Annotated in this window: 11 protein-coding genes; 7 read left to right on the top strand and 4 right to left on the bottom strand. The window is 71.6% G+C overall.

All coding sequences use genetic code 11. From position 1 onward, the window contains the following. Nucleotides 1-29: 29 nt before the first annotated feature. Nucleotides 30-2,033, top strand: a complete 2,004-nt coding sequence (locus AB0C25_RS23160; protein ID WP_357376309.1) for a heparinase II/III family protein — start codon at nucleotides 30-32, stop codon at nucleotides 2,031-2,033. After that, on the top strand, nucleotides 2,030-3,211 hold the full coding sequence (locus AB0C25_RS23155; RefSeq protein WP_357376307.1) for a glycosyltransferase family 4 protein: 1,182 nt from the start codon (nucleotides 2,030-2,032) through the stop codon (nucleotides 3,209-3,211). Before AB0C25_RS23160 ends, AB0C25_RS23155 begins: the two co-directional genes overlap by 4 nt. A 97-nt stretch (nucleotides 3,212-3,308) precedes the next feature. On the opposite strand, the gene AB0C25_RS23150 is transcribed toward AB0C25_RS23155, so the two are convergent. Further along, nucleotides 3,309-5,474: a bi-domain-containing oxidoreductase gene (locus tag AB0C25_RS23150; protein ID WP_357376305.1), complete on the bottom strand. Its 2,166-nt coding sequence runs from the start codon at nucleotides 5,472-5,474 to the stop codon at nucleotides 3,309-3,311. 178 nt (nucleotides 5,475-5,652) lie between these two features. Here AB0C25_RS23150 and wecB point away from each other — a divergent pair, with 178 nt between their 5' ends. The 3 genes from wecB (at nucleotide 5,653) to AB0C25_RS23135 (ending at nucleotide 10,985) form a co-directional block, all read left to right on the top strand. After that, nucleotides 5,653-6,735: a UDP-N-acetylglucosamine 2-epimerase (non-hydrolyzing) gene (gene wecB / locus AB0C25_RS23145; protein WP_357376303.1), complete on the top strand. Its 1,083-nt coding sequence runs from the start codon at nucleotides 5,653-5,655 to the stop codon at nucleotides 6,733-6,735. Between the two features lie 132 nt (nucleotides 6,736-6,867). Next, nucleotides 6,868-9,972, top strand: coding sequence for a M14 family zinc carboxypeptidase (locus AB0C25_RS23140; protein WP_357376301.1), 3,105 nt, complete (start codon nucleotides 6,868-6,870; stop codon nucleotides 9,970-9,972). 92 nt (nucleotides 9,973-10,064) lie between these two features. Next, entirely contained in the window at nucleotides 10,065-10,985 is a 921-nt protein-coding gene (locus AB0C25_RS23135; protein ID WP_357376299.1) for an NAD(+)/NADH kinase, read from the top strand. 1 nt (nucleotide 10,986) lies between these two features. Here the strand turns inward: AB0C25_RS23135 and pgm are convergent, their stop codons facing one another. Both pgm and glgC read right to left on the bottom strand, forming a co-directional pair. After that, nucleotides 10,987-12,627, bottom strand: coding sequence for a phosphoglucomutase (alpha-D-glucose-1,6-bisphosphate-dependent) (gene pgm / locus AB0C25_RS23130; protein ID WP_357376297.1), 1,641 nt, complete (start codon nucleotides 12,625-12,627; stop codon nucleotides 10,987-10,989). A gap of 31 nt (nucleotides 12,628-12,658) precedes the next feature. After that, nucleotides 12,659-13,891, bottom strand: coding sequence for a glucose-1-phosphate adenylyltransferase (glgC, locus tag AB0C25_RS23125; RefSeq protein WP_357376295.1), 1,233 nt, complete (start codon nucleotides 13,889-13,891; stop codon nucleotides 12,659-12,661). Between the two features lie 72 nt (nucleotides 13,892-13,963). Here glgC and glgA point away from each other — a divergent pair, with 72 nt between their 5' ends. Beyond that, on the top strand, nucleotides 13,964-15,193 hold the full coding sequence (gene glgA / locus AB0C25_RS23120) for a glycogen synthase (protein WP_357376293.1): 1,230 nt from the start codon (nucleotides 13,964-13,966) through the stop codon (nucleotides 15,191-15,193). Nucleotides 15,194-15,666: 473 nt separating this feature from the next. Here the strand turns inward: glgA and AB0C25_RS23115 are convergent, their stop codons facing one another. Further along, entirely contained in the window at nucleotides 15,667-16,665 is a 999-nt protein-coding gene (locus tag AB0C25_RS23115) for an inositol-3-phosphate synthase (RefSeq protein WP_357376291.1), read from the bottom strand. Nucleotides 16,666-16,906: 241 nt separating this feature from the next. Between AB0C25_RS23115 and AB0C25_RS23110 the strand changes: the two genes are divergently transcribed. Then, on the top strand, nucleotides 16,907-18,157 hold the full coding sequence (locus AB0C25_RS23110) for a DUF222 domain-containing protein (protein ID WP_357376289.1): 1,251 nt from the start codon (nucleotides 16,907-16,909) through the stop codon (nucleotides 18,155-18,157). Nucleotides 18,158-18,166 lie beyond the last annotated feature (9 nt).

Here is an 18,166-nt window from a genome sequence, read left to right as displayed (position 1 = left end):
AATCGCCATTGCCCAAGGGGACGTCGAAAGTGAAACCCGATCTCCGCGCGATCGCCGTGGACATGCGCGCGCTGGGCCTGTCGGCACCGCTGCGCGCGTCGTACGAGGCATCCAAGCGCACCGGATTCCACGCGGTCCTGTTCCGCGGGGAGGCGCACCGGCACCACCCGGCCGCGTCGGTGCCGCTGACCGGCGTGCGGCCGATCGGCGACGGCGCGCGGCAGCGCTGCCTGGACGACGCCGGCCAGGTGCTGAACGACGGGCTCCGGGTCTTCGGCGCCCGCGTGGCGACGGGTGTGTCGGCACCGTGGGGCACCGACCCGCTGACCGGGCGGCAGTGGCCGGCGGACGACCCGTGGTGGCGCATCGACATCCGCTCCGAGGCCCGGCTGTCCGACGTGAAGCACACCTGGGAGGCGGCACGCCACCGCGACCTGGTGGTCCTGGCCCGCGCGGCCCGCCTCGACCCGACCGGCCCGTGGCAGGGCGGCCTCGACGAACTGCTGCGAGCCTGGTGTACGCAGTCCCCGCCCGAGCGCGGCGTCAACTGGTACTCCAGCCTCGAACTCGCCCTGCGCGCCATCGCCTGGAACCAGATCCTCGCGCTCGTCGGCGACCGACTACCCGGCGACGTCGGGACCGCCATGGAACGGCTGCTGCTGTCCAGCGCCCGGCACCTGATGGTCGAGCTGCCCTACACGTTGAGCAGCATGCGCAACAACCACCTGCTCGGCGACGCGCTCGGGCTGATGCTGCTCGCCCGGATGTTCCCCACGGCACGGCGCGCCCGCTGGTGGGCGCGTACCGGCGAGAAGATGTTCGCCGCCCAGCAACGCCGGCACTTCGGCGCCGACGGCCGGATGATCGAGGACTCGCTGTCGTACCACCGGTTCGTCCTCGAAATGCTCATCGTGCGGGTGCTGCTCGGCGGCGCGCCGTCCAGCGTCCGCCGGGATCTGCACGCCGCCAGCCTGCACCTCGCCCGGCTCGGCGTGTTCGACGGAGACGTCCCGCAGTACGGCGACTGGGACGAGGGACGGGTGCTCGCGTCCTCCGGCGACCCGCTCGACGTGGCCGGCTCCGCCGCGCTCGGGCTCGCGCTGTGCGGCGAACGGCTGCCCGCGCGGTGGTACGCCGACTTCGACGAACTGGCGTGGTACGCGCCCCCGCCCGGCCCGGAGGCCACCTCGGAGGAGGTCGGCGCGACGACGCGCCAGCGGTCGACCGCGACGACCTCCGGAGGCATCGCGCGTGTCGACCGGGGGCCGTGGCGCGTGTGGTTCAAGGTGGACGGCGGCCCCTCGCACGGCCACGCCGACCTGACCTCGGTCTGGATCACGCACGACGACAGGTGGCTGATCGCCGACCCGGGCACGGGCACCTACAACGGCCCGCTGGAGATCCGCAACGGGTTGCGTACCTCCGCCGCCCACCCGGTACGCCGGCCGGACGGGCAGGACCAGCTCGTCCCACACCGGGCGTTCCGCTGGCTCACCACCGGCCATGGCCACCTCGGCACACCGCTCGTCCTGGCGGACCGCACGATCCTCTTCGGCTGGCACGACGCGTACGCGCGCGGCGAGCACCCGGTGCGCGTCGGCCGGGCGGTCGTGGTGGCCGAGCAGTACGTGGCGATCGTCGAGTTCGCCGACCCGCCGGCGACCGCCCGGTCCTGGTCGCTCACCGTTCCGCTGCACCCCGACGTCGTCGTGGACGACGACACGCTCATCCTCGGCGGGACCAAGCTCGGCCTCTTCGGACTCGACGGGCACCAGGCGGTACGCGGGCGGTCGACGCCCTTCGCGGGCTGGCACAGCCGAACGTACGGACGCTGGGAGCCGGCGACGTGGCTCACGGCCCGGAGCCGGGCCGACACCGCGCTGTGGGGGCTCGGCGCGGTACCCGGGCCGCCACCCGAACCGGACGCGCTCGACGGCTTCCGCTACCGGGTGGCCTGGAGCGACGAGGGCGCCTCCCTCACCGTCACCCACCTCGAATCAGGGGATGTCCACCACGTGCGAGCACCACGATGAACCCCCGCAGAGTCCTCGTCCTCAACCACTTCGCCGTGCCCCCGGGCCATCCCGGCGGCACCCGGCACGTCGAGCTGTTCAGCCGGCTGCCCGGCTGGACGCACGTGATCATCGCGAGCCGCCGCAACATGATCACCGGCCAGCCGCAACGCGCGGAGCCGGGATTTCACCTGGTCGCCGTGACGCCGTACCGGGGCAACGGTCTGGGCCGGGTGGTCAACTGGGCCAGCTACGCGGTGACGGCCACGGTGGCCAGCCTGCGCCAACCTCGACCCGACGTGGTCTACGCCTCGTCGCCGCACCTCCTGGCCGGCCTCTCCGGCTGCGTCGTGGCGACACTCCGGCGCACGCCGTTCGTCCTGGAGGTCCGGGACCTGTGGCCGCGTGTGCTCGTCGAGATGGGCACGCTGTCGGAGACGTCGGTGGCGTACCGGACGTTGGAGCGCCTCGAACGGTTCCTGTACCGGCGCGCCGACCGCGTGGTGATCATGGCGCCCGGTGTCCGGGCGGCGATCGAGGGCAAGGGCGTGGCGCCCGACAAGATCGCCTTCATCCCCAACGCGGCGGACCCCGAGGACTTCGTACCCAGCCGGCCCCGCGCCGAGTTGCGGGGGCGATACGGGTTCACCCGCCGAACCGCCGTCTACGCCGGCGCGCACGGCCCGGCCAACGGGCTCGACCTACTGCTGGCCGCCGCCGAGGCGGTGCCCGAGATCGACGTGGTGCTGGTGGGCGCGGGGGTGGAGAAGGCACGCCTCCAGGCGTTGGCCCGCGCCATCCCCAACGTCCGCTTCCTCGACCCGGTGCCGAAGTCGGAGATTCCCGACCTCCTGCACGCCGCGGACGTCGGCGTGCACGTCCTCGCCGACGTCGAGTTGTTCCGGGCCGGGGTCAGCCCCAACAAGGTGTTCGACTACATGGCCGCCGGGCTGCCGATCGTCACCAACAGCCCGGGGACCGTCGGCGACCTCGTGCTGGGCGCGGACTCCGGATACGTGACCCCGCCGGGCCACCTCGCCCACGGCCTCGCCCAGATCACTCAGGCGAGCCCGGACGAGTTGGCCAAGATGGGCGCCGCCGGCCGGAGTTGGATCCGGGCGAACCAGTCGCGTACCGCGATGGCCCACGCCCTCGGCCGGCTGCTCGCGCCGCTCGTCGAGGGCGACGCGCCGCGCTGACCCGGGCCGCCCAGCGCGTTTCGCACGCCCGTCGCGCTGCCGCCCGTCGCGCTGCCGCCCGTCGCGCCCCGCGCGCCCGGCCGCCGGGCGCGGTGTGTCACGAGGTCGAGCCGGCCCGCACGCTTTCCAGGTCGACCTGGGTGGGCAGCCGCGACGGGTGTTCCTGAATGCCCGCCAGAGCGGCGATCGCGGACAGCGCGGCCCTCGTCGTGCCGAAGGAGGCGTCGAGGTCCCGGTCGTCGGGCACGTTCCCGGCGATCACCGCTCGGGTGCGGGCGAGCAGCTCCTGGTGCCCCTTGCCGCCGGGCACCCGCTTCACCTCCCGGCCGTCGATCTCCAGGCGCCGGAAGTCGTCGATCACCACCGTGTGCCCGCGACCGAGGACCTCCAGACGCTCCTTCGGCGTCCGCCGGTGCCCCCGGGTGGAGTACGTGATCGTCGCCGTGGACCCGTCCGGGTATCCGAGCAGGACACTCACGTCCTCCTCCAGACCCGGCTCGCCACGCCCGCTGCCGTACGCGTGCACGACCCGCGGCTGTTCGCCCACCAGCCACGACGCGAGGTCCATGAAGTGGCACACCTCGCCCCGGATGCGGCCGCCCTGGCGTCGGTCGTGGTACCAGTGGGCGGCGGGCAGTTGCCCGGCGTTGATCCGGTAGGCGACGGTGATCGGCCCGGACCCGGCCGCCAGGGCCAGCTTGGCGTGCACGACCATCGGCGCGTGTCGACGGTTGAACCCGACGAACAGGTGGCCGGAGTTGCGGTCGTAGGCGGCTTTGACCTCGTCGAGTTCGTCCTGGGTCAGCGCGAGCGGCTTTTCCACGAAGACGTGTTTGCCAGCATCGAGCGCCTGCGCCACCAGGCGGGCGTGCGAGTCGTGGCGACTGAGGATGAACACCACGTCGACGTCGTCGCGCACCAGCAGGTCCTCGACTGTCGGTGCGACCACGGCGATGCCGTTGCGCTCGGCCGCGTGCCGCGCGGACAGGCCCCGGGCCGACGTGATGGCGACCAGGTCGTCTCCCCAGCCCGCCGCCTTGAGCGCGGGCAGGAACGTCGCCTTGGCGTAGGTGCCGGCCCCGATCAGGCCGCCCCGGGGTGACGTCGAGGTGCGGCGCGGCCGGAGGGTGATCGTCTGCCGGGACGGCCGCGCGGGAGCCGAGTAGCTGAGCTGCACCGCGAGGGAGCGCGGGTCGGAGGCCAGCACCTCGTAGGCCGCCGTCGCGCGCTCCACCTCGAAGACGTGCGTCACCAGGTCGTCCACCGCGACCCGACCGCTGGCCACCAGGTCGAGGTACGCCTCGATGTTGCGCCGTGCCGTCCAGCGCACGTGGCCGATCGGATAGTCGATGCCCCACTCCTCGTAGGCCCGGTCGTGGCGGCCGGGACCGTAGCTGCGCGCGAAGCGGAGATCCAGCTCACGCTCGTAGAAGCGTCGACGGTCGAGGTCCAGACCGACGTCGCCGACCACGACCAGTCGGGCGCGGTCGCGGGCGATCTCGGTGCTGCGCGCCACCGGCTCCGACGAGGGTGTCGCCGCCGTGATCAGGACCGCGTCGACGCCTCGGCCACGGGTCAGTTCCATGATCTGCTCGGTGGTCGCCGCACCCGCCTCGACCAGGCCGACGGCACCGCACTCGCCGGCCAACTGAGCGGTCCAGTCGCGCAGGTCGATGCCGATGACGTGCAGCCCCGAGGCGAGCGCCAGTCGTACCGTCAGTTGCCCCACCAGTCCGAGACCGACGACCGCGACCGAGCCACCGAGACCCACCTCGGCCTGCCGCAGGCCCTGCATGGCGATCGCCGCCACCGCGCCGAAGGCGGCCGCCTGGTCGGACACCGACTCCGGCACGGGCACCGCGAGCAGACCCGGCACCGCCTGGTACTCGGCGTGCCCCACCGACGCGGTGGCCACCCGCATCCCGGGTCGGATGCCGTCCGTCGCGGCGCCGGCCGTGACGACGACACCCGCGGCGCTGTAGCCGAGCGGCATGTCCTCGTCGAGCCGGCTGCGCACCGCGGCGAGCGTCGAGCGGACTCCCCCGGTGCGGGCCCGGTTGACGACCTGGCGGACCAGATCCGGCCGGGCCCGCGCCTTGCGCAGCAGGCTCGCCGACGCCAGCTCACGCACGGCGCGCTCGGTTCCCGCGGAGAGCAGGGACCTGCGCGTGGCGACGAGCACCTCGGTGGCACCAGGCTCCGGTTGGGGAACGTCGACGATTCGCAATTCTCCGCCGGACACCGATTGGACGATCTGCTTCACGGGGCTCTGCCTGCCTTCGGGAATTAAGAACATCATTCACGGCAGGTCACCGGTCCGGGCGACGCACACCGCAATGCATCCATCATTCGGCATTCTATGACGATTAGATGCCTTAAACTGGATAACTTGTACTATTGGCGCGCCGCCGTTGATTCGCACCGAATTTCCGAGGAGAGCCATGCCAGCCGACGCCGTTCTGCACGTCGCGGGTGCACGTCCCAACTTCCCCAAGGCAGCACCGGTGATCCGCGCGCTGGAGCGGCACGGCGTGACGCAGCGCCTCGTCCACACCGGACAGCACTACGACGAGCGGATGTCCGAGGTGTTCTTCCGGCAACTGGGCCTGCCCGAGCCGGACCTCAACCTGGGGGTCGGTTCGGGAAGCCACGCGAGCCAGACCGCGAGCGTCATGACCGGCCTGGAAGAGTTGATGATCGCTGACCGCCCGGCCCTCACCGTCGTCTACGGCGACGTCAACTCCGCACTCGCCGCCGCCCTCGTCGCGTCGAAGCTGGGCATCCCGGTCGCGCACGTCGAGGCAGGGCTGCGCAGCTTCGATCGGTCCATGCCCGAAGAGATCAACCGGATCGTCGTCGACCACGTGTCCGACCTGTTGTTCGCGACCAGCCCCGACGCCGTGTCGCACCTCGGGACCGAGGGCGTCCCGGCGGAGAAGATCCATCTGGTCGGCAACCCGATGATCGACACCCTGCTGGCCAATCTCGACCGCTTCGACGTCGCCGGCATCCGGGCGACGCTCGCGCTGCCCGACCGCTACGTGGTGGCCACGCTGCACCGACCGGGCAATGTCGACGATCCGACGGACGTCGTCGACCTGGTCAAGGCGATGCACGCGGTCGCCGACCAACTGCCCGTCATCCTGCCGCTGCACCCGCGCGGCCGGCAGCACCTGGAAAGCGCGGGCCTGCTCTCGCACCGCGCGCTGCGGGTCGTCGCCCCGCTGGGTTACCTCGAGTTCGTCAGCCTGGTACGCGGCGCGGCCGTCGTCGTCACCGACTCCGGCGGGGTGCAGGAGGAGACGACGATGCTCGGCGTGCCCTGCCTGACGCTGCGCCCCAACACCGAACGCCCGATCACGATCACACACGGCACCAACCGCCTCGTCACCCGGTCGACGCTCGCCGAGACCGTGGCGAGCACGGTGGCCGCGCCCCGACCCGCCAGTTGGCCCACCCCACCGATGTGGGATGGCGCGGCGGGTGACCGCATCGCGGACATCATCTCGGCGACACTCCGCTAGCCAGTCCACCACACGATCACAACCGGCACCCACACCAACACGGGCAGCCACCTCGCGCCCATCGAACTATTGACATCGTTCATGCCGCACCGAAGGCTCGCGCCTACAGGACCTTCACCCAAGGAGGCGCGAATGAGACCGAGACGACTGGCGATCGCCGGCGTGCTCACCCTGCTCGGCGCACTGGCGTTGACCCCGCCGGCCAGCGCGAAGCCACCGTCCGACCCGGTCGCGCGCGACGGCTTGGAGGTGTACGTCGGCACGGTCGACGCGAAACAGCGGGACCAACTGCGCGCGGCGGGGGTCGACCTCGGCCACGACGCGACGACCGACTCGGCCGGAAAGACCACTGTCGAGACGGTGCTCAGCCGCCGGCAGGCCAAGCGGCTCACCGACCAGGGCGTCCCCCTGTCGGTGAAGAAGGTTCGCGGCAAGGACGCCTCGCAGGCGCTGCGGGAGCAGGCCGCGGCCGGCTGGACGGCATTCCGCCCCTACGGTGAGCCGGGCGGCCTCCGGGACGAGCTGAACGCCACCGCGGCCCGCTATCCCAAGCTGGCCAAGGTGGAGACGATCGGCCGCAGCCAGCAGGGCCAGCCGATCCTCGCCGTCAAGGTCACCAAGAACGCACGGACCGTCGAGGACGGTAAGCGACCGGCGGTGCTCTACGCCGGTGCGCAGCACGCCCGCGAGTGGATCACGCCGGAGATGAACCGCCGGCTGATGCACCACGTGCTGACCAGCTACGGCACCGACCGGGAGATCACCCGACTCCTGGATACGACCGAGCTGTGGTTCCTTCCGGTCGCCAACCCGGACGGCTACGACTTCACCTTCACCCCCGGCAACCGGCTGTGGCGCAAGAACCTGCGGGACAACAACGGCGACGGGCAGATCAGCTCGGGCGACGGCGTCGACCTCAACCGCAACTTCAGCTACAAGTGGGGGTACGACAACGAGGGCTCCTCACCGGAGCCGAACAGCGAGACCTACCGAGGTCCGAGCCCCAACTCGGAGCCGGAGACCAAGGCCCTGGACCGGCTCTTCAAGCGGGTCGGGTTCGAGTTCTTCGTCAACTACCACTCGGCGGCCGAGTTGCTGCTCTACGGCGTCGGCTGGCAGGTGAGCACCCCCACCCCGGACGACGTGATCTACGAGACGATGGCCGGTGACGACGCGCACCCGGCGGTGCCCGGCTACGACCCGGACATCTCCGCCGAGCTGTACACCACGAACGGTGACACCGACAGCCACGCCACCGTCAAGTACGGCACGTTGGGCTTCACGCCGGAGATGTCCACCTGCGAGGCCGCCTCGGCGGTCGACCCGGACGACCAGTGGCGCCCGGAGGACTGCGTGAGCGGCTTCATCTTCCCGGACGACGAGGCACTCATCGCCGGTGAGGTCAGCAAGAACCTGCCGTTCGCGCTGGCCGTGGCAAAGTCGGCGGCGGACCCGGACGACCCGGTGTCGGTGGTCGGCCGCAGTACCCCGGACTTCGTGGTGGACACCTTCGACACCTCGTACGGGCGCACCCAGCAGGTCGCCTCGATCACCCGCCGGGCGCTGAAGAACGTCCGGATGCACTACACGGTCAACGGCGGGCGACCGAAGACGGTCGCGGTCCGCGAGTGGCGCGGCGGCGAGCGGTACGGCGACACGCACGACGACTACTACGCCGAGCTGCGCGGCACGGTCACCGGCGCGAAGCCGGGTGACCGGGTGGAGGTCTGGTTCACCGGCAACAAACCCCGTGCCGGAGTGGTCGCCAGTCAACACTTCACCTACCAGGTGCACAGCGATGTCGGCGGTGAGGTGCTGGTCCTCGCAATGGAGGACGTCACCGGCCTCAGCCCGGCGCAGACCGGCACCACCGCGAAGTACGCCGACGAGGTCGCGGCGTCGCTGACCGCCGCCGGGCGCAGCAGCGACGTGTACGACTTCGACACGATGGGCCGCAAGGCGCCACACCCGCTGGGCGTGCTGTCGCACTACAAGACGGTGGTCTGGGAGACCGGCGACGACATCATCCTGCGCTCCCCCGACCAGGTGCCCGGCACCACGGCCAAGGCGGCGCTGAACACCGAGCTGGCCGTCCGGGACTACCTCAACGAGGGTGGCAAGCTCCTGATCAGCGGCCAGTACGCGCTGTACGCCCAGGGCGCCAACGGGTCGTACGTCTACCACCCGGACGCGCCGCCCGAGTGCACCGACGCCGAGTCCGCCGCCTGCCTGCCGTTGTTGAACGACTTCCAGCAGTACTGGCTGGGCGCGTACAACTACGTCAGCGACGGCGGCACCTCACCGGAGGGGGGACCGTACCCGGTCGCCGGCACCGACGGCGCGTTCACCGGCTTCAGCGGGCAGCTCAACGCACCCGGGTCGGCGCAGAACCAGGAGCACGGCGCGTCGTTCCTGACCACGTCGGGCTTCCTGCCGCCGGACGAGTTCCCCCAGTTCGCCAGCTCCGCGCCGATGGGCTGGACCCGGCCGGGCGGCGCGCCGTTCGATCCGCGTACCGGTGAGTGGTATCTGCACAGTGGGCAGAGCGACGAGTCGTACAAGCGGCTCACCCGCACGGTGGACCTGACCGGGGCGAGCAGTGCCGAGTTGCGCTTCTTCACCTCGTACGACATCGAGCAGGACTGGGACTTCCTCTTCGTCGAGGCGCACGAGGTGGGCACCGACAACTGGACGACCCTGCCGGACGTCAACGGCAAGACCAGCACGTCCACCGGGGAGAGCTGTGCCAGCGACTGGGACGAGCTACACCCGTTCCTCACCCACTACCAGGGTGCGGACTGCTCGCCCACCGGGAGCACCGGCAGCTGGAACGCCGCGTCCGGCGCCTCCGGCGGCTGGAAGGAGTTCGTGACGGACCTGTCCGGTTACGCCGGCAAGCAGGTCGAGGTGTCGATCACGTACGCCTCGGACTGGGCCACCCAGGGGCTGGGCGTCTTCGTGGACGACACCCGGGTGCTCGTCGACGGGGCGACCGTGGCGGAGACCTCGTTCGAGTCGGCCGACCTGGGCGGCTGGACGGTCGCCGGTCCGCCGGCCGGATCCGGTGGCAACGCCACCGACTGGTCGCGCAGCCAGCGGGCATTCGAGGAGGGCTCGGTGGTGGCCACCGCCGACACGGTCTACCTGGGCTTCGGGCTGGAGGGGCTGCCCCCGGCGGCCCGCGACGACCTGGTCGCCCGCTCGCTGAGGCACCTCAGCGGTCAACCCCGACCCTGACGGTGGCGAGGTGCGCCGACGGTCTCCCGGACCGTCGGCGCACCTTCGCGGTACGCCGGGTGCGGCCACCGCGAATGTGGTGAGCTGTACGGGTGTCGGGGCTGGGACTTGTGCTGCACCCCACCCGGGATGTCACCGAGGTGGTCGGGATCATCGAACGGTGGGCGACGCGCCACCACAAGACGCTGATGGTGCGCGAGGAGGACCAGCACCGGGTGCCGTCCTGCGTCGAACCGGTGCCGGCCGAGGAGGTCGCCACCCGCTCCAACGCGTTGATCAGCATCGGCGGCGACGGCACCATGCTGGGTGCGCTGCGTTCCGCCATCCGTGACCCGAAGCCGGTGCTCGGCGTACACCTGGGTCATCTGGGGTTCCTCGTGGAGATCGAGCCGCCGGAGCTGCCCGACGCGCTGAGCCGGCTGCTGTCGAAGGACTTCACCGTCGAGTCGCACGCCTGCCTCGCCTGCGACGTCTGCGGTGACGACGCCGTGGCGTTCAACGACATCGCGTTGGTCCGCCAGCCCGGCTCCGGTTTCGTCAGCGTCACCCTCGGCATCGACGGCCAGCAGTACGGCTACTACCGCAGCGACGCCGTGGTGGTGAGCACCCCGATCGGCTCGACGGCGTACAGCTACGCGGCCGGTGGCCCACTGATCTCCCCCGCCGCGGACTCGGTGGTGATCACGCCGTCGGCGCCGATGGCCGGCATCTCCCGGTCGGTGGTGCTCTCGCCGGACGAGAAGATCCGGTTGGAGCTCCGGCCCGACTCGTCGCCGGTCGTGGTGGAGATGGACGGGCTGGTGTTCCGCGACGCGGCGACGGAGGGGACCGTGGACATCACGTACCGCCGCAACGCCGGCCTGGTGGTCCGCTTCGACCCGCTGCGCTACCAGGAGCGCAACCAGTTGAAGATGACCCTGCTCGACCTGCCGTTCCTGCCGGAGCAGCTCCGCGAGCTCCTCCCCGAAGAACTCCGACGACGAGCCCAACAACAAATCCCCCCACCCTGCTAACTCAGCCGGTCAGGGCCTGGTCTACCAGGTTTTTGGCTTCTTCTTGGATCTGCTTGAGGTGGTCGGGGCCCTGGAAGGACTCGGCGTAGATCTTGTAGACGTCCTCGGTGCCGGACGGGCGTGCGGCGAACCAGCCAGACTTCGTGCTGACCTTGAGGCCGCCGATCGGGGCGTTGTTGCCGGGGGCGGTCGTCAACGTCGCGGTGATCGGCTCACCGGCGAGTTCGGTCGCGGTCACCTGCTCCGGGGAGAGCTTTCCGAGCACGGCCTTCTGCTCCCGGGTGGCCGGGGCGTCGATCCGGGCGTACGAGGGCGCGCCGAACCGCTCGGCCAGCTCCGCCCAGTGCTCGCTCGGGCTGCGCCCGGTGGTGGCCAGGATCTCGGCGGCGAGCAGGCAGAGCAGGATGCCGTCCTTGTCGGTGGTCCAGGTGGAACCGTCGCGGCGCAGGAACGACGCCCCGGCGCTCTCCTCACCGCCGAAGCCGACCGCGCCGTCGAGCAGCCCGGGCACGAACCACTTGAAGCCGACCGGCACCTCCAGCAGCGGCCGACCCAGGTCCGCGGCGACCCGGTCGATCATCGACGAGGAGACGAGCGTCTTGCCCACCGCGGCGTCCGGGCCCCATTCGGTACGGGTCCGGAACAGGTGATCGATCGCCACCGCCAGGTAGTGGTTGGGGTTCATCAGGCCCGCGTCCGGGGTGACGATGCCGTGCCGGTCGGCGTCGGCGTCGTTTCCGGTGGAGATCTGGTAGTCGGCGCGGGCGGCGATCAGCGACGCCATGGCGTTGGGCGAGGAGCAGTCCATCCGGATCTTGCCGTCGCCGTCCAGGGTCATGAAACGCCAGGTCGGGTCGACCGTCGGGTTGACCACGGTCAGGTCCAGCCGGTGCCGCTCGGCGATCTCACCCCAGTACGCCACGCTCGCCCCGCCCAGCGGGTCCGCGCCGATCCGGATCCCGGCGTCGCGGATGGCGTCGATGTCGATCGCCGAGGGCAGGTCGTCGACGTAGTGGGCGAGGAAGTCGTACTCCCCGGTGGTGTCGGCGGCCCGCGCCCGCGCGTGGGTGATCCGGCGGACCTCCTTGAGCCCGGCGGCCAGGATCGCGTTGGCGCGGTCCTGGATCCACCGGGTCACGTCGGTGTCGGCCGGTCCGCCGTTCGTCGGGTTGTACTTGAATCCGCCGTCGTCCGGCGGGTTGTGCGACGGGGTGATGACGATCCCGTCGGCGAGCCCGCTGGTGCGTCCCCGGTTGTGGGTGAGGATCGCGTGCGACAGCGCCGGGGTGGGGGTGTAGCCGTCACGGCTGTCGACGAGCACGGTGACCCCGTTGGCGGCGAGCACCTCCAGGGCGTCCACGGCGGCCGGCGCGGACAGCGCGTGGGTGTCCCGGGCGAGGAAGAGCGGCCCGTCCAGCCCCTGCTCCCGCCGGTAGTCGCAGAGCGCCTGGGTGACCGCCAGGATGTGGTCGGAGTTGAACGCGTTGCGCAGGCTGGAGCCGCGGTGGCCGGAGGTGCCGAAGGAGACCTGCTGGGCCGGGTCCGCGGGGTCCGGATGCTCGGCGTAGTAGGCGGTCACCAGGCGCGGCACGTCGACCAGGTCGGCGGGCTCGGCGGGCTGGCCGGCACGGGGGTGGGTCACTGCGGGATCCTCCTCGGGGAGTGCCTGTCGCTCACGGCTCGACCTTCTGGCCCTTGCCGATCACCACGATGCCATTGTCGGAGACGGTGTAGCGCTGCCGGTCCTTTTCCAGGTCGACGCCGATCTCGACGCCCTCCGGGACGAACACGTTCTTGTCCAGGATGGCCCGCCGGACCACCGCGTGCCGGCCGATCTCCACACCCTCCATCAGCACCGAGCCCTCGACGTGCGCCCAGGAGTGCACCCGCACCTTCGGCGAGACGATCGAGTTCTCCACCAGCGAGCCGGAGATCACCACACCCGGGGAGACCATCGAGCCGACGGCCCGGCCGACCCGCTCACCCCACTGGTGGACGAACTTCGCCGGCGGCCACGGCGGCTGCTCGGTGTAGATCGGCCACTCGAAGTTGTAGAGGTTGAAGACGGGGTGCACGTTGATCAGGTCCATGTGCGCGTCGTAGAACGAGTCGAGCGTCCCCACGTCACGCCAGTAGCCGCGGTCCCGGTCGTTGCTGCCCGGCACCTCGTTGTCGCGGAAGTCGTAGACGTTCGCCTCTCCCCGCTCGACGAGCATCGGGATGATGCTGCCGCCCATGTCGTGCTTGCTGGACTTGTCGGCCGCATCGCGCTCGACCGCCTCGCAGAGCGCCCGGGTCGTGAAGACGTAGTTGCCCATCGAGGCGTAGATCTCGTCCGGCGCGTCCGGCAGGCCCACCGCGTCGGTGGGCTTCTCGCGGAACGCCCGGATCTTCCGGCCGTCCTCGCCGACCTCGATGACGCCGAACTGGTCGGCCATCGACAGCGGCTGGCGGATGCCGGCGACGGTGACCGCGGCGCCGGAGGCGATGTGGTCCTCCACCATCTGCCGCGGGTCCATCCGGTAGATGTGGTCGGCGCCGAAGACGATCACGTAGTCGGGCTGCTCGTCGTTGATCAGGTTGAAGCTCTGGTAGATGGCGTCGGCCGAGCCGGCGAACCACCACGGGCCACGACGCTGCTGCGCGGGCACCGGGGTGACGTAGTTGCCGAGCAGCGTGGACATCCGCCAGGTCTTGGTGATGTGCCGGTCGAGGGAATGGGACTTGTACTGGGTCAGCACGACAATCTTGAGATAGCCGGCGTTTGCCAGGTTGGAGAGGACGAAGTCGACCATGCGGTACATCCCGCCGAACGGGACGGCCGGCTTGGCCCGGTCCGTGGTGAGTGGCATCAGGCGCTTGCCCTCACCACCCGCCAGGACGATCGCGAGCACCTTGGCAGCCATGCCCCGACGCTATCCACCCGCGTCGGACTTCACCACTCGTACGGGGACTCTTCTGCATTAGGGTGCGGGGTCATGACGGAACCCACCCCGCTGCGCGTCGATCTGCTCACCCGCGAGTACCCGCCGGAGGTCTACGGCGGCGCCGGGGTGCACGTCGAGTACCTGGCCCGGGAGTTGCGCCGCCGCGCCGACGTCCGGGTGCACTGCTTCGGTCTGCCGCGCACCGAGCCGGGCGTCACCGCGTACCCCGAACCGCCCGGCCTGACCGGCGCGAACGCCGCGCTGCGCACGATGGGCGTGGACCTGGAGATGGCCGCGGGCGCGGCCGGCGCCGACGTGGTGCACAGCCACACCTGGTACGCGAACCTGGCCGGCCACACCGCGAAACTGCTGCACGGGGTGCCGCACGTGGTGACCGCGCACAGCCTGGAGCCGCTGCGGCCGTGGAAGGCCGAGCAGCTCGGCGGCGGTTACGCGCTCTCCTCCTGGATCGAGCGCACCGCGATGGAGACCGCCGACGCGGTGATCGCGGTCAGTGGCGGGATGCGCAACGACGTGCTCACCGCCTACCCGCAGATCGACCCGGACCGGGTCCGGGTGGTCTACAACGGCATCGACACCGTCCAGTACGCGCCGGATCAGGCGACCGACGTGCTCGACCGGCTCGGCATCGACCCGTCTCGACCCAGCGTCGTCTACGTGGGAAGGATCACTCGACAGAAGGGTCTGCCCTACCTGTTGCGGGCCGCGCGGGAGTTGCCGGCGGACACCCAGCTCGTACTGCTCGCCGGCGCACCGGACACCGCCGAGATCGCCGCCGAGGTGGCGGGCCTGGTCGCCGAGTTGCGGGCCAACCGCTCCGGCGTGGTCTGGGTCGCCGAGATGCTGCCCAAGCCCGAGGTGATCCAGGTGCTCACCCACGCCACCGTCTTCGTCTGCCCGTCGATCTATGAGCCGATGGGCATCGTCAACCTGGAGGCGATGGCCTGCGAGACGGCCGTGGTGGCGACCGCGACCGGCGGCATCCCCGAGGTGGTGGCCGACGGTGAGACGGGTCTGCTGGTGCCGATCGAGCAGGTCAGCGACGGGTCGGGGACCCCGTTGGAACCGGGGAAGTTCGTCGCCGACCTGGCGTCGGCGATCAACGCGCTGCTCGCCGATCCGGCGCGTACCGGGCGGTTCGGCCTGGCCGGCCGGCGACGGGCGGTGGAGAACTTCTCCTGGGATGCCATCGCCGGCCAGACCCTCGACGTGTACCGCTCCGTCGGCGCGGGCCGCGACGCGGGGTCCGACGCAGGCTGACGGCGGCACTCGGCGCGGGCTGAGGACGCGGGCCTCGGCGCGGGCGGTGTCGCGGGCGGTGTCGCGGGCCTCGGCGCGGCCGGTGTCGCGGGTCTCGGCGCGGGCTGAGGACGCGGGCCTCGGCGCGGCCGGCGTCGCGGGTCTCGGCGCGGCCGGTGTCGCGGGCCTCGGCGCGGGCTGAGGACGCGGGCCTCGGCGCGGCCGGCGTCGCGGGTCTCGGCGCGGCCGGTGTCGCGGGTCTCGGCGCGGGCTGAGGACGCGGGCCTCGGCGCGGCCGGTGTCGCGGGTCTCGGCGCGGGCTGAGGACGCGGGTCTCGGCGCGGGCGGTGTCGCGGGTCTCGGCGCGGGCTGAGGACGCGGGCCTCGGCGCGGCCGGTGTCGCGGGTCTCGGCGCCGGCTGAGGACGGTGGGCGGCGCTCGCCGTTGCCCACGAGAACCCGGACGGTCGACGCGACGGAGCTACGCGCGCCGCCTCAGACCGCCGTACCCGGAGGGGACTTGAGCAACGACGCCACCTCGGCGGAATGACCACCACGCCCGTCGCGGAGCGCGCTGGCCGCGATGCGGATGAGGTCGATGTTGACCCCGGCGGCACCGCTGGGGTCATGCACCGTCAGCTTCACGTCGAGGCTCACCGCTGTCTCGCCCCAACCCTGCGCCTCGATGTTGAGGTGAGCCACCTTCTGCGAGCGCAGGTGCGGCAGGTAGCCGAGCGGAGCCACCTCGACTCTCCCGGCGGCGGGCCGGTCGGCAGCGGGCCGGTCGGCAGCGGGCCGGTCGGCGGGCTGGACTTCCGTCAGGGCGTTGAGCTTGGACTGCCTCTTGGTGTTGGGGTTGGCGACCAGGTTGCGGAAGTCCTCGGTGCCGCCCAGGTTGACCTGGTACGAGCTGACCAGCGTGAGGCCCCGCTCCTCCATCAGCCGCAGCAGCGCCTTGTGCAGCACGGAGGTGCCGAACTGGCTGGCCAGGTCGTCGCCGAACAGCGGCAGTCCGGCCGCCGCGAACCTGTCCAGCAGGTGCGGATCGCGGGCGACCGGGTCGGACGTGGTGTTGATGAAGGCGACGCCGGCGGTGTGCGCCGCCTCGGCGTACGCCCGCGCGGTCTCCGGACGGCCACTCGGCGCCGAGTAGAGCAGCACCTCCGCACCGGCCAACGCCGCCGCGACCCGCCGCACCCCGGTCGCGTCGACGAGGCCCTTCGTGACGGGCACACCTGCTCGGGGCAGGTCGCAGTTCAGCCGGGGGAAGTTGTTGGGCGGTAGGAAGATCGCCTCGGTCAGATCCCGACCGATCTTCTCCGCGGAGGTGGCGAAGGCCGCCACGACGTCGATGTCGCCCACCCCGAGCCCGTCGATCATCGGCCGGCGGATGCCGACCAGGCTGCCGCTCTGGCGGTGGAGAGCAAGTCCCTGCACCAACGCCGACGTGTTGTTGCCGACGCCGACGACCGCCACCTTCACCCGTTCGATCATGGCCGGAGGCTACGTCACCTCGGGGCGCGCGGAGGCCCTCGCCCGAGGGGCGCTCCGTCGTCCGGTAGCCCCCGCGCGCACCCCACCCGGAGCGCTCACCGCTGGTGGTGGCACGCGGCGACGCCGACCGACCCACCACACCGCCGCGTCCGGGTAGCTCTTCGCGGAAGTGCGGTGATCCGCCCGGCCCAAGCCGTCGGCAGCGCCGGAGAGTGTCGTACACGTGTTCTAGTCTCTGGTGGTGATCGATGAGTTGGAGCAGGCCGAGGCCGCGGTGGTGGCCTGCTTCGACACGCCCGTCTGGGCCGCCGGCGAGCGCGATCTCGTCGCGGCGCTGGACGCGGTGCACCGCGTCGAGCAACGCCTGGCGGCGGTCAAGCTGGCCCTCGTGCGGGAGTTGGACGGCCGCGGCACCGCGACGGCTCAGGGCGCGTCCTCGACGGCGGTGTGGCTGCGGGACCGGCTGCGCCTCGGGGTCGGCGCCGCCCGCCGTCTGGTCGAGCTGGCCGCGACGCTTGACGCCGCCCCGCCCGGGGTGCGGGACGCGTTGGCCGGCGGTTCGGTCGACGTGGAGCAGGCCCGGGTCATCGCCGCGACGGTCGAGACCGTCCACGCCGCCGCCGGCACGGAGGCTGCCGACAAGGCCGTCGGTGTCCTCGTCGAGTGGGCGGCGCAGTTCGACGCCGCCCTGCTGCGCAAGCTCGGCACCCGGATCCTCGACCACGTCGCCCCGGAGGTCGCCGACGCCGCCGCCGAGGCGGTGCTGCGGGCCCAGGAGTCGCGGGCCATGCGGGACCGGCACGTCACGATCAGCGAGCAGACCGACGGCCGAATCCGCCTCACCGGCATCCTCGACACCGAAGCCGCCGCCGCGCTGCGCGCCGCCATCGACCCCCTCACCACACCCACCGGCCCCGACGACGCCCGCACCCCAGGTCAACGCCGCCACGACGCCCTCGCCGACATCTGCCGACTCGCCCTACGCACCGGCGACATCCCCCAAAACGGCGGTGACCTCGCTCAGGTCGTCGTCACCACCACCTACGACGAGTTGACCCGACAGCTGACCAGCGGCGCTCTCGACACCGGCCTACACCTCACACCCGAGGCCGTGCGCCGGCTCGCCTGCGACGCGGCAATCCTGCCCGCCGTCCTCGGCGGCACCGGCCAACCACTCGACGTCGGCCGACAACGCCGCCTCATCACCGGCCCACTCCGCCGCGCCCTGGTGCTGCGCGACCGGGGCTGCGCGTTCCCCGGCTGCGACCGACCACCCCGTTGGTGCGACGCCCACCACATCCACCACTGGGCCGACGGCGGCACCACCAACCTCGACAACGCCGTCCTGCTCTGCGGCCACCACCACCGCCACGTGCACCACAGCGACTGGGCCGTCCGGCTCGGCGACAACGGGCACCCCGAGTTCATCCCACCCGCCTGGCTCGACCCCGACCAGATCCCCCGTCGCAACCACTACCACCGACGCAACTAGCTGGACAGC

Origin of the sequence: Micromonospora sp. NPDC048839, from assembly GCF_040649915.1 — a bacterium.
Classification (GTDB): domain Bacteria; phylum Actinomycetota; class Actinomycetes; order Mycobacteriales; family Micromonosporaceae; genus Micromonospora.
Note: the sequence above shows the minus strand (reverse complement) of the source record. Positions and strands in the feature narration are given on the sequence as shown.